Annotated in this window: 14 protein-coding genes; 8 read left to right on the forward strand and 6 right to left on the reverse strand. The window is 63.8% G+C overall.

Going from position 1 to position 15,727, the window contains the following annotated elements:
- Positions 1-210 precede the first annotated feature (210 nt).
- The 3 genes from AC0IPL_RS05745 to AC0IPL_RS05755 all read left to right on the forward strand — a co-directional run bounded on the left by AC0IPL_RS05745 (position 211) and on the right by AC0IPL_RS05755 (position 3,634).
- The gene (locus AC0IPL_RS05745) at positions 211-690 is read left to right on the forward strand and encodes an Lrp/AsnC family transcriptional regulator (RefSeq protein WP_474272702.1); all 480 of its coding nucleotides are present in this window, start codon (positions 211-213) and stop codon (positions 688-690) included.
- An 81-nt stretch (positions 691-771) separates the two neighbouring features.
- A complete protein-coding gene (locus AC0IPL_RS05750; RefSeq protein ID WP_474272703.1) occupies positions 772-2,247 on the forward strand; it encodes an NAD-dependent succinate-semialdehyde dehydrogenase in 1,476 nt (491 codons plus the stop codon).
- A 13-nt stretch (positions 2,248-2,260) separates the two neighbouring features.
- The gene (locus AC0IPL_RS05755) at positions 2,261-3,634 is read left to right on the forward strand and encodes an aminotransferase (RefSeq protein ID WP_474272704.1); all 1,374 of its coding nucleotides are present in this window, start codon (positions 2,261-2,263) and stop codon (positions 3,632-3,634) included.
- Between the two features lie 169 nt (positions 3,635-3,803).
- Here the strand turns inward: AC0IPL_RS05755 and AC0IPL_RS05760 are convergent, their stop codons facing one another.
- From AC0IPL_RS05760 to AC0IPL_RS05785, 6 genes are all read right to left on the reverse strand, one after another.
- The gene (locus tag AC0IPL_RS05760) at positions 3,804-4,799 is read right to left on the reverse strand and encodes an ABC transporter ATP-binding protein (RefSeq protein ID WP_474272705.1); all 996 of its coding nucleotides are present in this window, start codon (positions 4,797-4,799) and stop codon (positions 3,804-3,806) included.
- A complete protein-coding gene (locus AC0IPL_RS05765) occupies positions 4,796-5,830 on the reverse strand; it encodes a Gfo/Idh/MocA family protein (protein WP_474272706.1) in 1,035 nt (344 codons plus the stop codon). The genes AC0IPL_RS05760 and AC0IPL_RS05765 overlap by 4 nt, the downstream gene beginning before the upstream one ends.
- Entirely contained in the window at positions 5,827-6,666 is an 840-nt protein-coding gene (locus AC0IPL_RS05770) for a carbohydrate ABC transporter permease (RefSeq protein ID WP_474272707.1), read from the reverse strand. Before AC0IPL_RS05770 ends, AC0IPL_RS05765 begins: the two co-directional genes overlap by 4 nt.
- A 12-nt stretch (positions 6,667-6,678) precedes the next feature.
- Positions 6,679-7,695, reverse strand: a complete 1,017-nt coding sequence (locus AC0IPL_RS05775; RefSeq protein WP_474272708.1) for a carbohydrate ABC transporter permease — start codon at positions 7,693-7,695, stop codon at positions 6,679-6,681.
- A gap of 125 nt (positions 7,696-7,820) precedes the next feature.
- Positions 7,821-9,077: an ABC transporter substrate-binding protein gene (locus AC0IPL_RS05780; RefSeq protein ID WP_474272709.1), complete on the reverse strand. Its 1,257-nt coding sequence runs from the start codon at positions 9,075-9,077 to the stop codon at positions 7,821-7,823.
- Positions 9,078-9,106: 29 nt separating this feature from the next.
- On the reverse strand, positions 9,107-10,006 hold the full coding sequence (locus AC0IPL_RS05785) for an N-acetylmuramic acid 6-phosphate etherase (protein ID WP_474272710.1): 900 nt from the start codon (positions 10,004-10,006) through the stop codon (positions 9,107-9,109).
- 166 nt (positions 10,007-10,172) lie between these two features.
- Between AC0IPL_RS05785 and AC0IPL_RS05790 the strand changes: the two genes are divergently transcribed.
- From AC0IPL_RS05790 to zwf, 5 genes are all read left to right on the forward strand, one after another.
- Positions 10,173-11,051, forward strand: a complete 879-nt coding sequence (locus AC0IPL_RS05790) for a glucosamine kinase nucleotide-binding domain-containing protein (protein WP_474272711.1) — start codon at positions 10,173-10,175, stop codon at positions 11,049-11,051.
- Positions 11,048-11,803, forward strand: coding sequence for a GntR family transcriptional regulator (locus AC0IPL_RS05795; RefSeq protein ID WP_474272712.1), 756 nt, complete (start codon positions 11,048-11,050; stop codon positions 11,801-11,803). The genes AC0IPL_RS05790 and AC0IPL_RS05795 overlap by 4 nt, the downstream gene beginning before the upstream one ends.
- A 29-nt stretch (positions 11,804-11,832) precedes the next feature.
- Positions 11,833-12,861, forward strand: coding sequence for an SIS domain-containing protein (locus AC0IPL_RS05800; RefSeq protein WP_474272713.1), 1,029 nt, complete (start codon positions 11,833-11,835; stop codon positions 12,859-12,861).
- Positions 12,858-13,991: an N-acetylglucosamine-6-phosphate deacetylase gene (gene nagA / locus AC0IPL_RS05805; RefSeq protein ID WP_474272714.1), complete on the forward strand. Its 1,134-nt coding sequence runs from the start codon at positions 12,858-12,860 to the stop codon at positions 13,989-13,991. The genes AC0IPL_RS05800 and nagA overlap by 4 nt, the downstream gene beginning before the upstream one ends.
- Positions 13,992-14,256: 265 nt before the next feature.
- A complete protein-coding gene (zwf, locus tag AC0IPL_RS05810) occupies positions 14,257-15,717 on the forward strand; it encodes a glucose-6-phosphate dehydrogenase (protein ID WP_474272715.1) in 1,461 nt (486 codons plus the stop codon).
- The last annotated feature ends 10 nt before the right edge of the window (positions 15,718-15,727 follow it).

Below are 15,727 nucleotides of genomic sequence, written 5' to 3' on the forward strand. Positions count from 1 at the left end.
GATGTACTCAGGATAGTTGCGTCGCAGCAGCTGTATCGTCAGTTTGCGACCCTCTACGGGTCGTATTTTGCAGTCGTATCACCTGTCGTGATTTCGGCTTGTGTACAGGTTGCCCGGAATGTGGGCATGGCGGCTTGCCAAGGATCACGCGGCAGGCAGCAGGTCACGGGGGTGGTTGACGGCGGCAGCGATCGGGGGAACTGTGCGCCCATGCAGTTGGATGACCGCGACATACGGATCTTGTCGGTGCTGTCCCGGGATGGGCGGATCACCAAGGCGGCCTTGGCTGAGCGGATCGGCCTGTCGCCAACCCCGTGTTGGGAGCGGTTGAACAGGCTGGAAAAGGCGGGTCTGATCGAAGGCTACGGCGCGCGGATCAACCTCAAGAAACTGGCCCCGCATGTCACCGTCTTTGTGGCGGCCGAGATTGCCGACCACACCGCCGCCAGCTTTCGCGCCTTTGAAAGTGCGATGCAGCGCTATGAGGAAGTCGTTGCCTGCTGGGCGCTGGGGGGTGGTTTTGATTACATCCTGCAAATCGTCACACGCGACATTGATGCGTATCAGCGGTTGATTGACGAGATGTTGGACGCCCGCATAGGCCTGTCGCGGTACTTTACCTATGTGGTGACCAAGCCGGTCAAAGGCGCGGGGATGCCTCCCCTTGAAATCCTGCTGTCCGGCAGGTGAATCCTCTGGTTTGCGGGGGAACTTTGGCTGAAATCTCTGTATGGGCCAGGCAATATCTTCTGTAGCAACAGGAGGTGAGGCATGTCTGATACAGCCCTATCCGCGCGTGCGGACATCCAAGACAAGGCGCTGGTGCGGTCTTTTTCTTATGTAAATGGCAAATGGGCTGTGGCCCACTCGGGAGAGACCTTCCCGGTCAGGGATCCTGCCACCGGCGCGTTTCTGGGGGATGTGACCTCGCTCAGCGCAGAGGAATCCTCTGCTGCGGTGGATGCGGCGCAGGCGGCATTTGCAGCGTGGTCTGGGCTGTTGCCACAGGCGCGGGCGGCGGTTTTGCGGCGCTGGTATGAGTTGCAGCTGGCCCATAAGGAAGATCTGGCCCGCATCATGGTGCTGGAGCAGGGCAAGCCGATCTCCGAGGCGCGCGGCGAGATCGACTATGGGGCCGATTTTGTGGAATACTACGCCGAGGAGGCCAAGCGCCCCAATATCGAAGGTGTCACCAGCCATCTGCCGGATGCAGAGATGGAGCTGTGGCGCGAACCGGTGGGTGTTGCGGCGCTGATCACGCCGTGGAATTTCCCTTCCGCCATGTTGACGCGCAAGGCAGCAGCGGCGCTGGCGGCAGGCTGTACCGTGGTGGCGCATCCCTCGGCGGAAACGCCGTTCAGCGCGCTGGCGCTGGCGGAGCTGGCTGAACGCGCCGGTATGCCGCCCGGTGTGTTCAACGTGGTGACGGGCAATGCGCCCACGGTGGTCGAACCCTGGACCCGCGATGCGCGGGTGCGGGCCCTGTCCTTCACCGGCTCAACCGAGGTGGGCAAGCTGCTGTACCGTCAGTCCGCCCAAACCGTCAAACGGCTGGTGTTGGAACTGGGCGGCCACGCGCCGGTTCTGGTGTTCCAGGGCGCGGATCTGGACACCGCCGTTGCAGAGACGGTCAAGGCAAAATTTGCAACGTCAGGTCAGGATTGCCTGGGCGCCAACCGGATTTTCGTGGAACGCCCGATCTACGAGGACTTCTGCAACCGCTTTGTGGCCGCTACCCAGGCGCTGACCGTGGGGGCTGGCATGGACGATCCTGACATTGGCCCGCTGATGAACGAACAAGCGGTGGAGAAGCAGCAGGCCCATGTGGCGGATGCGCTGGCGCAGGGCGCAAATCTGGCCTGTGGTGGTCAGCGACACCATCTGGGGCCGCTGTACTTTCAGCCCACCGTTCTGACGGATGTGCCGCCACAGTCCCGCATCCTGAACGAGGAAACCTTTGGTCCGGTGGCTCCGATCATTCCTTTCGACACCGAAGAGGAGGTGGTCGCGCGCGCCAACGACAGTGAATATGGGCTGGTGGCCTATGTGCACAGCCACGATCCGCGCCGCATCTACCGGCTGAGCCGGGCGTTGCAATTTGGCATGGTGGCCGTCAATCGCACCAAGGTCACCGGCGCGCCCATTCCGTTCGGCGGGACCAAACAATCCGGTCTGGGCCGCGAAGGCGCGCGGCTCGGAATGGAAGAATTTACAGAAATCAAATACATATGCCGCGACTGGGCATAGGGAGACGCAGGAAATGCTGAAGAACGATCAACTCGACCAATGGGACCGCGAGAACTTCTTTCACCCCTCGACGCATCTGGCGCAACACGCCCGCGGTGAGAGCGCCAGCCGGGTGATCCAGACCGCCGCAGGCGTGCATATCGAGGACCGAGACGGCACCAAGCTGCTGGATGCCTTTGCTGGTCTTTATTGCGTCAACGTTGGCTATGGCCGTCAGGAAATCGCCGAGGCCATCGCCGCGCAGGCCAAAGAACTGGCCTATTACCATTCCTATGTCGGGCATGGCACAGAGGCGTCGATTACCCTCGCCAAGATGATCCTCGACCGGGCGCCCGCGAACATGTCCAAGGTCTATTTCGGCCTTGGCGGCTCTGACGCCAATGAAACCAACGTCAAACTGATCTGGTACTACAACAACATCCTGGGCCGCCCGCAGAAGAAAAAGATCATCTCGCGCTGGCGTGGCTATCACGGCTCTGGGCTGGTCACCGGCTCGCTGACCGGACTGGAGTTGTTTCACAAGAAGTTCGACCTGCCGATTGATCAGGTGATCCACACCGAGGCGCCGTATTACTACCGCCGCGACGATCTGGACCAGTCTGAGGAGCAGTTCGTGGCCCATTGCGCGGCTGAGCTGGAGGCGTTGATCGAGCGCGAGGGCGCAGATAATATTGCGGCCTTCATCGGTGAACCGGTGTTGGGCACCGGAGGCATCGTGCCGCCGCCCGCAGGCTATTGGGCGGCAATTCAGGCGGTGCTGAAGAAACACGACATCCTGCTGGTCGCGGATGAGGTGGTGACCGGCTTTGGTCGCCTTGGGTCGATGTTCGGCTCCGATCATTACGGCATTGAGGCGGATATCATCACCATCGCCAAGGGCTTGACCTCCGCCTATGCGCCGCTGTCGGGGTCGATCGTCAGTGACAAGGTCTGGAAAGTGCTGGAACAGGGCACCGATGAGAACGGCCCCATAGGCCACGGCTGGACCTATTCCGCGCATCCCATCGGGGCGGCGGCCGGGGTGGCGAACCTTGATCTGCTGGATAAGTTGAACCTTATCTCCAACGCATCTGAAACCGGTGCCTATCTGAACACCACGATGGCCGAGGCGCTGGGCGATCACCCGCATGTGGGCGATATCCGCGGCGAGGGCATGTTGTGCGCGGTGGAATTTGTTCAGGACCGTGACAGCCGCACGTTTTTTGATGCAGCGGACAAGATCGGCCCGCAAATCTCGGCCAAGCTGCTGGAGCAGGACAAGATCATCGCGCGCGCCATGCCGCAGGGCGACATTCTGGGGTTTGCACCGCCGTTCTGCCTGACCCGCGAAGAGGCCGATCAGGTGGTGGCTGGCACCCTGCGCGCGGTCAAGGCCGTGTTGGGCTGACCCGACACCTGGGAAGATGAGTGCGGCGGCGGATGGCGATCCGCCGCCGTTCCCCGCTCCTGATTGACGCCGGTTCTTCGCGCCGGGTTCTTCATTCCATAGCCGTCCTCCGGCAGTGAACTGCGTGCCCGGCGGTGCCTGAGGGGGCTTGGGGAGCCTGTCCTGACCGTCAGCGCAACCGTTGGCCGCCCTCGTCAAAGTAATAGGCGCGGCTGGGGTCAAACCCAAAACGCGCATCCTGCCCCGCGCGGATGTCATGCTGGCCAAACAGGCGAATGGTCAGCGGAGTGCTGGGGGTTTGCAGGATCACATTGGTATCCCCGCCCAGCTGTTCCACGTGCGACACCGTGCCGGCAATCGGGCCGCCACCTTCCAAGCGGATGTCCTCGGGGCGGATGCCCATTTCGCGCGGGTCCTCGGGGGTCAGCGTCGCGGCGGGCAGGAAATTCATCGACGGCGCGCCGAGGAAGCCCGCGACAAAGCGGTTGGCGGGGTCGTTGTACAGGTCCATCGGGCTGCCGATCTGCTCCACCCGGCCATCGCGCAGCACCACGATCTTGTCGGCCAGGGTCATCGCCTCGGTCTGGTCATGGGTCACATAGATCATCGAGGCTGACAGCTGGCGGTGCAGATTGGCGATCTCGATCCGTGTGTTCATCCGCAGTGCAGCGTCCAGGTTCGACAGCGGCTCGTCAAACAGGAACAGCTTGGGCTGGCGCACGATGGCGCGGCCAATCGCAACCCGCTGGCGCTGGCCGCCGGACAGCTCCGACGGGTAGCGGTCCAGATAGGGCTCCAGCCCCAGCATCCGGCTGGCCTCGGCCACGCGCTCCTCGATCACCGCCTTTGACTGGCGTTCCTGTTTCAGGGCCAGGGTCATGTTGCCACGCACATTCAGATGCGGGTACAGCGCGTAGCTCTGGAACACCATGGCGATGCCGCGCTTGGAGGGTGGCGTCAGGTTGACCTGCTCGCCAGCAATGTGGATCTCCCCCGAACTGGCATCCTCCAGCCCTGCAATCACCCGCAGCAGGGTGGATTTGCCGCAGCCCGACGGGCCGACAAAGACCACGAACTCGCCGTCTTCGACGTCCAGGCTGATGTCTTTCAACACATGCACCGGGCCAAAGGACTTGTTGACGTTTCTCAGGGACAGGGCGGTCATTGGGCGGCCTCCTCAAGTGTGACAGGCTGGCCAGTGCGGATGCTGTGATCCGCAGCCAGGCAAATGGCAAGGGATTGAACGGCGTCGTTCATGTGCCGGGTCAAGTCGTGGTCGCCGATGATGGCGCGCAGCATGGCGTGCTGTTCGGCGTCGCACAGTTCCTGGTGGCCGGGTTCATCCGGCAGGTCGATGTGGCGGTCGCCCTCGGCGCGGTGCAGCAGGATGCTGCCCACACGGGTGTGGCCGTCCACGTCCGACGATCCCGCCTTGTCGGTTTCCGTGATTGAGACCGATCCGTTGGGGGTGATGATGTCTTTGACGAAAAATGCGGTTTCGGACATCATCGGACCCCATCCGGCCTCGTACCAGCCGGTTGAGCCATCTGCAAAAACCACCTGAAACTGGCCATAGTTGTACATGTCTTCAGCGATTTCATCCGACAGGCGCAGCCCCATGCCATGCACGCGCACCGGCTGGGCATCGGTGATCTGGCACATCACGTCGACGTAATGCACACCGCAGTCGACAATCGGGCTGGTGGTCCGCATCAGGGCCTTGTGAGTCTCCCACTCCGGCCCAGTCGACTGCTGATTCAGGTTCATGCGGAACACATAAGGGCCGCCCAGATCGCGGGCCTCGGCGATCAGGCGCTGCCAGCTGGGGTGGTGGCGCAGGATGTATCCCACCATCAGCTTGCGCCGGGTTTCCTGCGCGGTGGTCACGACCCGCCGCGCATCGGCCACAGTGGTCGCCAGCGGCTTTTCGACAAACACATGGGCCCCTGCCTGCATCGCCGCGCAGGCGTAGTCGGCGTGGCTGTCGGAGTAGGTGGCAATCACCACCAGATCCGGCTTCACCTCTGCCAGTGCTTGCCCGAAATCGGTGAACACGGGATAGCCCCGCAAGTCCCCGTGGTCGACGGTGCCGGAACGGTTTACCAGCCCGACGATCTCCGCTTCGGGGTGGTTGTGGTGGGCCAGCGCATGGGACAGACCCATGTTGCCAAGGCCCGCAATCAGAACCCGGATCATTTTACAGCTCCCGAAGTGATGCCGCGGATCAGCTGCCGCGAGAAGATGACATACAGAACCAGAACCGGCAGGATCGCCATGCTGAGCGCCGACAGAACCGCGTTCCAGTTGGTGACGAACTGACCGATGAAGACCTGGCTGCCCAGCGTCAGGGTCTTGGTTTCCTCGGCCGGGGCCAGGATCAGCGGGAACCACAGGTCGTTCCAGATCGGGATCATGTTGAACACCGCCACTGTCGCCATCGCCGGCCGCACCAGCGGCAACACCAAGCGAAAGAAGATGGTGTACTCGCTGAGACCATCAATGCGGCCCGCGTTTTTCAGGTCATCACTGACCTGTTTCATGAACTCGCTCAGGATGAACACCGCCAGCGGCAGACCTTGGGCCGTATAGACCAGGATCAGCGCCCACAGGGTGTTGACCAGACCTGAGGCCACCATCATTTCCAGGATGGCCACGGTGCCGATACGGATCGGAATCATGATCCCCAGCGCCAGATACAGCCCCAGCAAGGTGCTGCCTCGGAATTTATACTCGCTCAGCGCATAAGCGGCCATGGCGCCAAACAGCAGTACAAGGGTCAGGGATGCCACGGTGACAATCATCGAGTTCTGAAAGTACAGAAAGAAGTCGCCCTGTTTCATCACCGTCTGATAGCCGATCAGGCTGAAGCTGTCCGCATCCGGCAGCGCCAGCGGTTCGCGGAAGATCGCCTTGCGGGTCTTGAAGCTGTTGATCAGGATCACGAAAACCGGGAACAGCGCAATCAGCGTATAGAGGATCAGCGCGCCGTGCATGGCGAAGGTGTTGAGCGGGTTGGAGCGGGCTTTGTTCATGTCATCTGCTCCTTACAGCTGGTACCGGCGCATCCGGGTCTGGATCCCGAAGAGGTAAACACAGACCCCCACCAGGATGATCGCAAACATGGCGCTGGCAATCGCCGATCCCATGTGCGGATCCCCCAGTTGCAGCTGGAAACCAAAGAAGGTGCGATACATGAAGGTGCCCAGAATATCGGTCGAGAAATCCGGCCCCGCCAGCGCGCCCTGTGAAGCATAGATCAGGTCAAAGGCGTTGAAGTTGCCGACAAATGTCAGGATCGAGATGATCCCGATCGACGGCAGGATCAGCGGCAGCTTGATCTTCCAGAAGGCGGCAAACCCGGTGATTCCGTCAATCTCGCCGGCTTCCAGAACCTCTTCGGGGATCGACAGCAGCGCCGCATAGATCAGCATCATCGGGATGCCGACGAACTGCCACACCGAAATCAGCGCCAGCGTGGTCAGCGCGTATTCTTCCTTGCCCAGCCACGGGGCAAACAGAGATTTCAGGCCGACCGCATCCAGCATCGACGGCGCAATGCCCCAGATCGGCGACAGGATCAGTTTCCAGGCGAAGCCGACAATCACAAAACTGAGGATGGTCGGAATGAAGATGGCAGAGCGGTAGAGTGCCGCAAAGCGCAGACGCGGATGGCTCAGCAGTGCGGCCAGCGCGACGCCGATGGGGTTTTGTACCAGCATGTGCACGATGAAGAACCAGAAATTGTTGCCCAGGGCATTCCAGAATTGCTCCGACCAGATCGGGTCAAAAAACAGCGTCTGAAAATTGGCCAGCCCGGCCCAGACGCGCTCTTGGTCGATGCGCGTGTACAGCGCCAGCCGCAGCGTGTTGAACAGCGGAAAGATCATCACTGCGGTATAGATCAGCACGGCCGGGGCCAGGAACACGATGACATGCAGCCGCGGGCGGCGGCGCTTTCTGGCCGCCGGGCCGGAAGCGGCGGCGGTGTCCGGCGCGGCGGCGGCAAGTGCGCCGACCTGGGCCACGGGCTCCGGGCTGCCGCTGTGCGAGGGGCGGGGCATGGGCTGGTCCTCCATGTTGCAGGGGGTGCCGACAGGGTGCCGACAGGCTGGTCCGGCAGGGGCGCGGACCGGGCGATCGGGGCGATCGGGGTGCGGGGCGCATCGGACTGCGCCCCGCGGTCAGGTTACTTTTGCTGGGGCTCGTACCAGCTGGCCAGGCCGTCTTGCAGCTTCTGGCCCAGAGCCTCAGGCGTTTCGGTGCCCTTGATGGCGGCGACGGATGCGCCCCAGGTGTCGTTTTCCAGGTTCGGCGTGCCGCGCGACAGGATCTGATAGGTCGAGCGGATGGTGCTTTCGCACGTGTCGCGCCAGCTCAGGAATTCCTGTGCCAGCGGATCCTGCAATTCAACCGGCGCGCTGGACAGCGGGAAGAAGCCGGGCAGGGCGTTGGCAAAGATTTCCGCGAACTCTGGGCTGGCGACCCAGGTCAGGAAGGTCCGCGCCGCCTCAGGGGTGTCGGTGGCGGCGTTCATGCCGATGCCGATGTCGGTGTGATCCGAGATATAGCAGGTGTCGCCTGCATTCTGGACCGGCGGGTTGAACACGCCCATCTCAAAATCGGCCTGCGCGTTGAAGCCGGAGATCTCCCAGCTGCCCGCCGGATAGATGGCAGCGCGGCCTAGGGTGAACAGGTTCTGGCTGTCAGGATAGGTCTGCGCCTCATAGCCGTCGCCCAGATAGTCGGCCCATTTCGCTAGTGTCGCAAAGGGAGCGGTCCATTGTTCGTCGGTCAGCTTCTGCTCGCCCGCGATCAGTGCCAAGCGGCCTTCCTCGCCTTTCCAGTAGTTCGGACCAATGTTGTTATAGCCCATGGTGGCGGCTTCCCACTGGTCGTTGGTGCCCATCGCCATCGGGATATAATTGCCATCCTGCTTGATTGTCTCCAGCGCAGCAAAGAACTCTTCCTCTGTCTGCGGCTCTTCGATGCCCAGCTCGTTGAAGATCTCCTTGTTGTAGATGAAGCCGTGGATCACGCTGGCCATTGGCATGCAAAAGGAGGCCGAACCGTCATCGGTCTGCCAGGCGGATTTGGCCACATCGGGAAAGTTGTCCATCGCCTCCATATCGCTGAGGTTGGTCAGATGACCCGCCTCGTACAGCGCCAGCGAAGCGTCGAAGGGGCGGCAGGTGATCAGGTCTCCAGCCGAGCCTGCGTCCAGCTTGGAGTTCAGCACAGCATTGTATTCCGCCGGGGCGGAGGGGGTAAACTTCACCTTGATGCCGGGGTGCTTGGCTTCAAAGGCGGGGATGATCTTGTCCTGCCACAGCGCCAGGTCGTCGTTGCGCCAGCTTTCGATGGTCAGCGTTGCATCCTCGGCAAAAGCCGCCGGGGCGCAGAGCGCGGAGGTGGCCAGCATGGCAATCAGGAACTTGCGGTTCATTGTTTTCTCCCAGTTGTTTTTTCGTTGGTTCAGGTGGTTGGTTTCGTCAGCTGCTCCAGTGCCGGGCGCAGTCTGCCGCTGCTTGCCGACAACATTTTGGTGGCCTGCGCCAGTGTGGCGGCGCCCGCGCACATCAGGATGGCCGGTTTGACAGCGCCGCCCGCCGCCTCCAGTGCGGCGCGGGCCTGCGACTGCCCGGCGCAGGTGATCTGCGTCACGACCGCCTCGGCGCGGCTGCGCAGCTTGGCGTTCTCGGCGCGGAAATTGACCATCATGCCGTCATGTACATGACCCAGTTCAACCGCCATCAGGGTCGACAGCATGTTCAGCGCGATTTTCTGCGCGGTGCCCGCTCCCATCCGGGTCGAGCCGGAGACCAGCTCCGGTGCCGTGCGCAGCAGGATGGAGTGGTCGCTCAGCTCCAGCAGCGGGCTGCCGGGGTTGTTGGCAATGCCGACCACCGCCGCGCCGACGCTGCGGGCAATTCGTGCCGCTTCCAGCGTGTAGGGGGTGGTGCCGCTGGCCGAGACGGCAATGACGGTGTCGGCGTTGTTCAGATTGGCCAGCTGACCGGTCAGGTCGGCGGTGTCGTCCTCGGTGGCACCGGGCATATGGGCGCTTTGCGGCAGCCCGCCCGCCATCAGGATGTGCACCCGCGCTTCGTCAATGCCAAAGGTGCCGCCCAGCTCCATCGCATCCGCTGCGGCCATTAGGCCAGAGGAGCCGGCCGCCACATAATAAAGGTCGCCACTGCCGCCGAGGCTGCGGGCCATCGCCCGGGCACCGCCGCTGATCTCAACCAGTGTGGCCTGCGGGGTGCCTGCCGCCTGTTGCTGGCACTCGGCCAGGGCAGCGGCAATGGCAGGCAGCGGCCGGGTGTCCAGGTCTTCTGCCTGCGGGTGCAGCTGTTCGGTGGTCTGTGGCAGCACGGGAGATCCTCCTTGTTGCTGAATAAAATACCTATACAATACCATTTGTCCACGGTTAATTTTTCTGCGTCATTTTTGCTGGAATCTCGCGATGTTGGCGGTAACTGAGGTCGTTCTGGGTTATTTCGGCCTTCCATTGGCGTTAAAGGTATTATAAAGGTATTGCATGTTGACTTGTGAAATCACTCCAATTCTGGCCGTGGATGGTGGCGGTACCACTTGCCGCATTGCCTATTGCGCGGGCGGGCAGCGCCATGTCGTGGGCGTCGGGCCTGCCAATGTCGCCAGTGATTTTGACGGGGCAACGGCGCGAATCGCTTCCGGGCTGGAGGCGTTGGCGCGCGAGGCGAGACAGCCCTTGCAGGCGCTGTGCGACGTGCCTGCCTATCTGGGGTTGGCGGGGGTGACCGGTGAGCAGATGGCAGCGCGGGTTGCGGCGGCATTGCCCCTGAAGGTGCTGCGGGTGGAGGATGACCGCCGCTCGGCGCTGGTTGGTGCGCATGCGGGCGCGGACGGGGCCATCGCGCATTGCGGCACGGGCTCCTTTCTGGCGCTGCAACATGAGGCGGTGCAACGCTTTGCCGGCGGCTGGGGGGCGGTGCTGGGCGATGAGGCCTCGGCGCAGTGGGTCGGGCGCAAGGCGCTGGCGGCTGCGCTGTCTGTTGTGGATGGGGTGGCAAAGGGGACCGACCTGACCACGGAGCTGCTGCGCGAATTTGACGGTCCGGCCGGAATCGTCGCTTTTGCCGGGCAGGCGCGTCCTCATGAAATCGGTCAGATCGCCCGCAAGGTCACCGCCGCGGCAGAGGCGGGCGATGCAGTGGCCACTGCATTGTTGCGGGATGCCGTCGCGCAGTTGCTGGAGGTGCTGACGCGAATGGGCTGGACCCCGGATCTGCCCCTGTGCCTGACCGGGGGCATCGGGCCGCAGTATGCACCCTATCTGCCGGACGCGGCGCGCGCCGCGCTGATCCAGCCCCAAGGGGTGCCGCTGGACGGTGCGATCTCTCTTGCGCAGGCCTTTGCCGCGGAGCAGGAGACATGAGCGCCGCCGCTTTTCTGGCGCCCGATACCTGGCTCAATGAGGCTGGCGGCCCGCGCTATGTGCGGCTGCGTCAACGGCTGGAGGAGGGGATCGAAACCGGCATCCTGCCGCCGAACTCCTCGCTGCCGCCTGAACGCGAAATGGCCGAGATCACCGGCTTGTCGCGGGTCACCGTGCGCAAGGCCATCCAGGAACTGGTCAAGCGCGGTGCCATCGTGCAGCGGCAGGGCTCCGGTTCCTTTGTGCGGGAATCGGCGCCGCGGGTCGAACAGTCGCTGTCGCATCTTACATCCTTCAGCGAAGATATGCGGCAGCGCGGCATGGAGGTCAGCTCCAAGTGGCTGGAGCGCGGCGTGTTTCTGCCTTCCGCAGAGGAGGTTGTCACGCTTGGGCTGGAGCCGGAGGCCCAGGTCGCGCGGATTTGCCGCCTGCGGGAGGCCGGCGGACGCCCGATGGCGGTGGAGCGCGCGGCGCTGCCGCTGGACATCTTGGCCAACCCGCTGGCGGTACGCGATTCGCTCTATGAGCTGCTGGAGCAAGGTGGCCTGCGCCCGGTGCGCGCCATTCAGAAGATCTCTGCCGTCAATCTCGGCGCGGAGGATGCGGATCTGCTGGGCGTGGCCGAAGGGGATGCCGGTCTGCGCATCCAGCGGATCTCCTTTCTCGACAGTGGCCGCGTGGCCGAATTCACACGTTCGCTATACCGCGGCGATGCCTATGACTTCGTGGCGGAGCTGAGGCTCACCCCCTGATCCGAAAATCTGATGAAAAGGCTGCCAAAATGACCTCGACGACCACCCTGATGCGTCAGGAGATCGAAGAAATCCCCGTTGCCGCAGAGCGGCTTTTGACTGGTGGCGGCGCGGCGATTGCAGCCGCAGCCGACGTGGCGCGCGCGGGCGGGATGCGGTTCATGATGTCGGTCGCGCGCGGCTCCTCCGACCATGCCTGCACCTACCTCAAATACGCCAGCGAGCTGGTGCTGGGGCTGCCGATGGCCTCGGTCGGCCCGTCGGTGGCCTCGGTTTACGGCGCGGATCTGCACGTGGCGGGAGCGTTGTGCCTGTCGATTTCGCAATCGGGGCGGAGCCCGGACATCGTGCGGCTGACCGAAAGCGCGCGCGCCGCCGGCGCCAGCACCGTGGCCATCACCAATGATCCCAAATCGCGGCTGGCGGGCGCGGCCGAAGCCACCTTGCAGCTGCACGCCGGACCGGAACGCAGCGTTGCCGCAACCAAGACTTTCGTCACCTCCCTGATTGCCGGGCTGTGGCTGATTGCCGAGCTGAAGGGCGACAAGGACTTGCTGGTGGCCCTGCATAAGTTGCCGGAGCAGCTGGATGCCGCCACCCGCTGCGACTGGAGCGCGGCGGCAGCTTCCATCACCGGCAGTTCGTTGTTCACGCTCGGGCGCGGGCCGAGCCTGGCGATCTCAAACGAGGCGGCGCTGAAGTTCAAGGAAACCTGCCAGATCCACGCCGAAAGCTACTCCTCCGCCGAGGTGCTGCACGGCCCGGTCAGCATTGTTGAGGGCGGCTTCCCGGTCATTGCTTTTGCGGCGGCTGACGCGGCTGAGCCGCTGTTGGCGGAGGTCGCCGATGCGCTGGCTGCCAAGGGCGCGCAGGTTTTTGCGGTGAGTGACAAGGTCCAGCAGGCGCAGGTGCTGCCGCATGTGCGCACCGGACATTGGCTGGCGGATCCGATTGCGGCGGTCGTATCGTTCTACGCCATGGTGGAACAGGTGGCGGCGCAGCGTGGCATCAACCCGGATGCGCCGCGCCACCTCAAGAAAGTGACGGAAACGGTATGAGCGCACAGGCTATCCTCTATCGCGGCGGGCGGATCTTTGATGGCGTCCGGTTCCACGAGGACGCCGCGCTGCGGGTTGCGGCAGGCCGCATCGCCGCGCTCGGGCCGGAGGTCGGTGTGGGGGAGAGTGAGGTCGTCGATCTCGGCGGCGATATCCTGGCGCCGGGCTATGTGGATTTGCAGGTCAATGGCGGCGGCGGTGTGCTGTTCAACGCTGAGCCCACGGTGGAGGCGCTGGCGCGCATGGCAGCGGCACATCGTTCGCTTGGGGCGACCACGATCCTGCCGACGCTGATCACCGACACGGTGGACAAGACCCGCGCTGCCATTGCCGCCACCAAGGCGGCGATCGCGGCGGGGGTGCCGGGCATCGTCGGGCTGCATCTGGAGGGACCGCATCTGTCGGTCGCCCGCAAGGGCGCGCATGAGGCCGCTTTGGTGCGGCCGATGGAGGATGCTGACGTTGACATGCTGGTGTCCGCCGCACAGGCCTTGCCCGCGCTGAAGATGACCTTGGCCCCCGAAAGCGTTTCCGCGGCGCAGGTGCGGGGGCTGGTGGCCGCCGGAGTTGTGGTGTCACTGGGGCATAGCGATGCCGGTTTTGATACCTGTGTGGCCTACGCCAAGGCAGGGGCAAGCTGCGTCACCCATCTGTTCAACGCCATGAGCCAGCTGGGCAACCGCGAGCCGGGCCTGGTCGGCGCGGCCCTGGCGACACCGGGGTTGAACGCCGGATTGATCGCGGATGGCATCCATGTGCACCCGCAGGTGATCCGTGCCGCCTGGGCGGCCAAACGTGGTCCGGGGCGGATATTCCTGGTCAGCGACTCGATGTCGCCCGCTGGCACCGACCAGACCGAGTTTGAACTCACCGGGCGCAGGATCTCGCGCCGCGACGGGCGGCTGACCCTGGCGGATGGCACGCTGGCGGGCGCGGATCTGGACTTGACCACGGCCCTGCGGGTGCTGACGGCCGAAGCGGGCGTGCCGCTGGAGCAGGCTTTGGCCGCCGCAACCAGCGTGCCTGCCGATGTCATGGGGCTGGCCGGTGTCGGGCGGCTGCTGCCGGGCCGGTCCGCGGACCTCATCCGGATTCCTGGCGATCTTTCCTCGGTCCGGGTGCTGGGCTGACTGCGGACCTGTGGCCGGAGTTTGCGCACCGCACGACTGCAGGTGGTTGCAATTGCGCGGCCCTGCGGCAAGATGCCCGCGCAGCACGGCGGTGTCGACGGCTTGACTTGAGAGAGCGTTATCGATACCGTTATCGGTAACGTAAACACCTGCCCGCTTGCATTGGTTTCCCGGCGGAGGCATGTCACAATCAGCCGGGACGACGCGCCGGGTTGCAGGCATCCGCCAACCGGGGCACCCGCCAGGGCTGACAGAGGTTGAATCAATGGTTTCGCGTGTCATTCCCGTTGCGCCTTTTGACCTGGTGCTGTTTGGCGCCACCGGTGATCTGGCGCGCCGCAAGATACTGCCTGCGCTGTTCCACCGGTTTCAGATCGGCCAGTTCGGCGATGATTGCCGCATTATTGGCACCTCCCGCAGCGATCTGAGCGGCGAAGAGTTTCGCAGCCAGACTGCGGAGGCCATCCGGGATTTCGGCCAGGACGTGGAAACCTCCACCGCGGAGATTGACGCGTTCACCCAGCTTCTGGACTATGTTGCCGTCGACGCGCGCGGCACCGGTGGCTGGGATCAGATCCACGAAAAGCTGCGCGAGGATGCGGTGCGGGCCTTTTACCTGTCGGTGGGGCCGTCTCTGTTCCCCGACATCGCCCGCCGCCTCAGCGAGACGGGCATCGCAACGCCGGACAGCCGCATCGTATTGGAGAAACCCTTTGGCCATGATCTGGCCTCGGCGCAGCAGCTGAATGCGGCGCTGCGGGCGCATTTTCAGGAACAGCAGATCTATCGGATCGACCACTATCTGGGCAAGGAAACCGTGCAGAACCTGATGGCGCTGCGCTTTGCCAACTCGCTGTTTGAGCCGCTGTGGAACTCCTCGCATATCGACCACGTGCAGATCACCGTCGCCGAAAGTATCGGCGTCGAAGGTCGGGGCGAATATTACGATAAATCCGGCGCCATGCGGGACATGGTGCAGAACCACCTGATGCAGCTCTTGTGCCTCACCGCGATGGAGCCGCCCGCACGGTTCACCCCCAACGCGGTACGGGACGAAAAGGTCAAGGTGATCGAGGCGCTGCGCCCCGTACCACAGACCAGCATCGCCCGCGGCCAATACCGCGGCCGCAGCGATGGCGGCGCAGGCGACGGCTACCGCGACCACGCAGGCAACCCGGCCAGCCGCACCGAAAGCTATATCGCGCTGAAGGCCGAGGTCGCCAACTGGCGCTGGGCGGGCACGCCCTTTTACCTGCGCACCGGCAAGCGCCTGCGCGAGCGCGTCAGCGAGATCGCGGTGTTCTTTCGCGACCCGCCCCACAACATCTTCGAAGGCTCCGGCCCGGTGGATGGCAACGTGTTGGTGATCCGCCTGCAACCGGACGAGGGCATCACCCTGCGCACCACCATCAAGGATCCTGGCCCGGGCGGCATGCGGCTGACAGGGGCCAACCTGGACATGACCTTCGCCGAGGAACTGCCGGAATCCGGTCGCCCGCAGGACGCCTATGAACGTCTCATCATGGATGTGATCCGCGGCAACCAGACTCTGTTCATGCGCGGCGACGAGGTCGAGGCCGCATGGGCCTGGGCAGATCCCATAATCGGCGGTTGGGAAGACCGCGGCGAGGCGCCGCAACCCTATGACAGCGGCAGCGCCGGTCCCGATGACTCGCTGTTGCTGATCCACCGCGACGGCCGCCGCTGGCGTAGCATCGGCAACTGAACACCCGCAG

It is taken from the genome of Leisingera sp. SA32 (assembly GCF_056033425.1).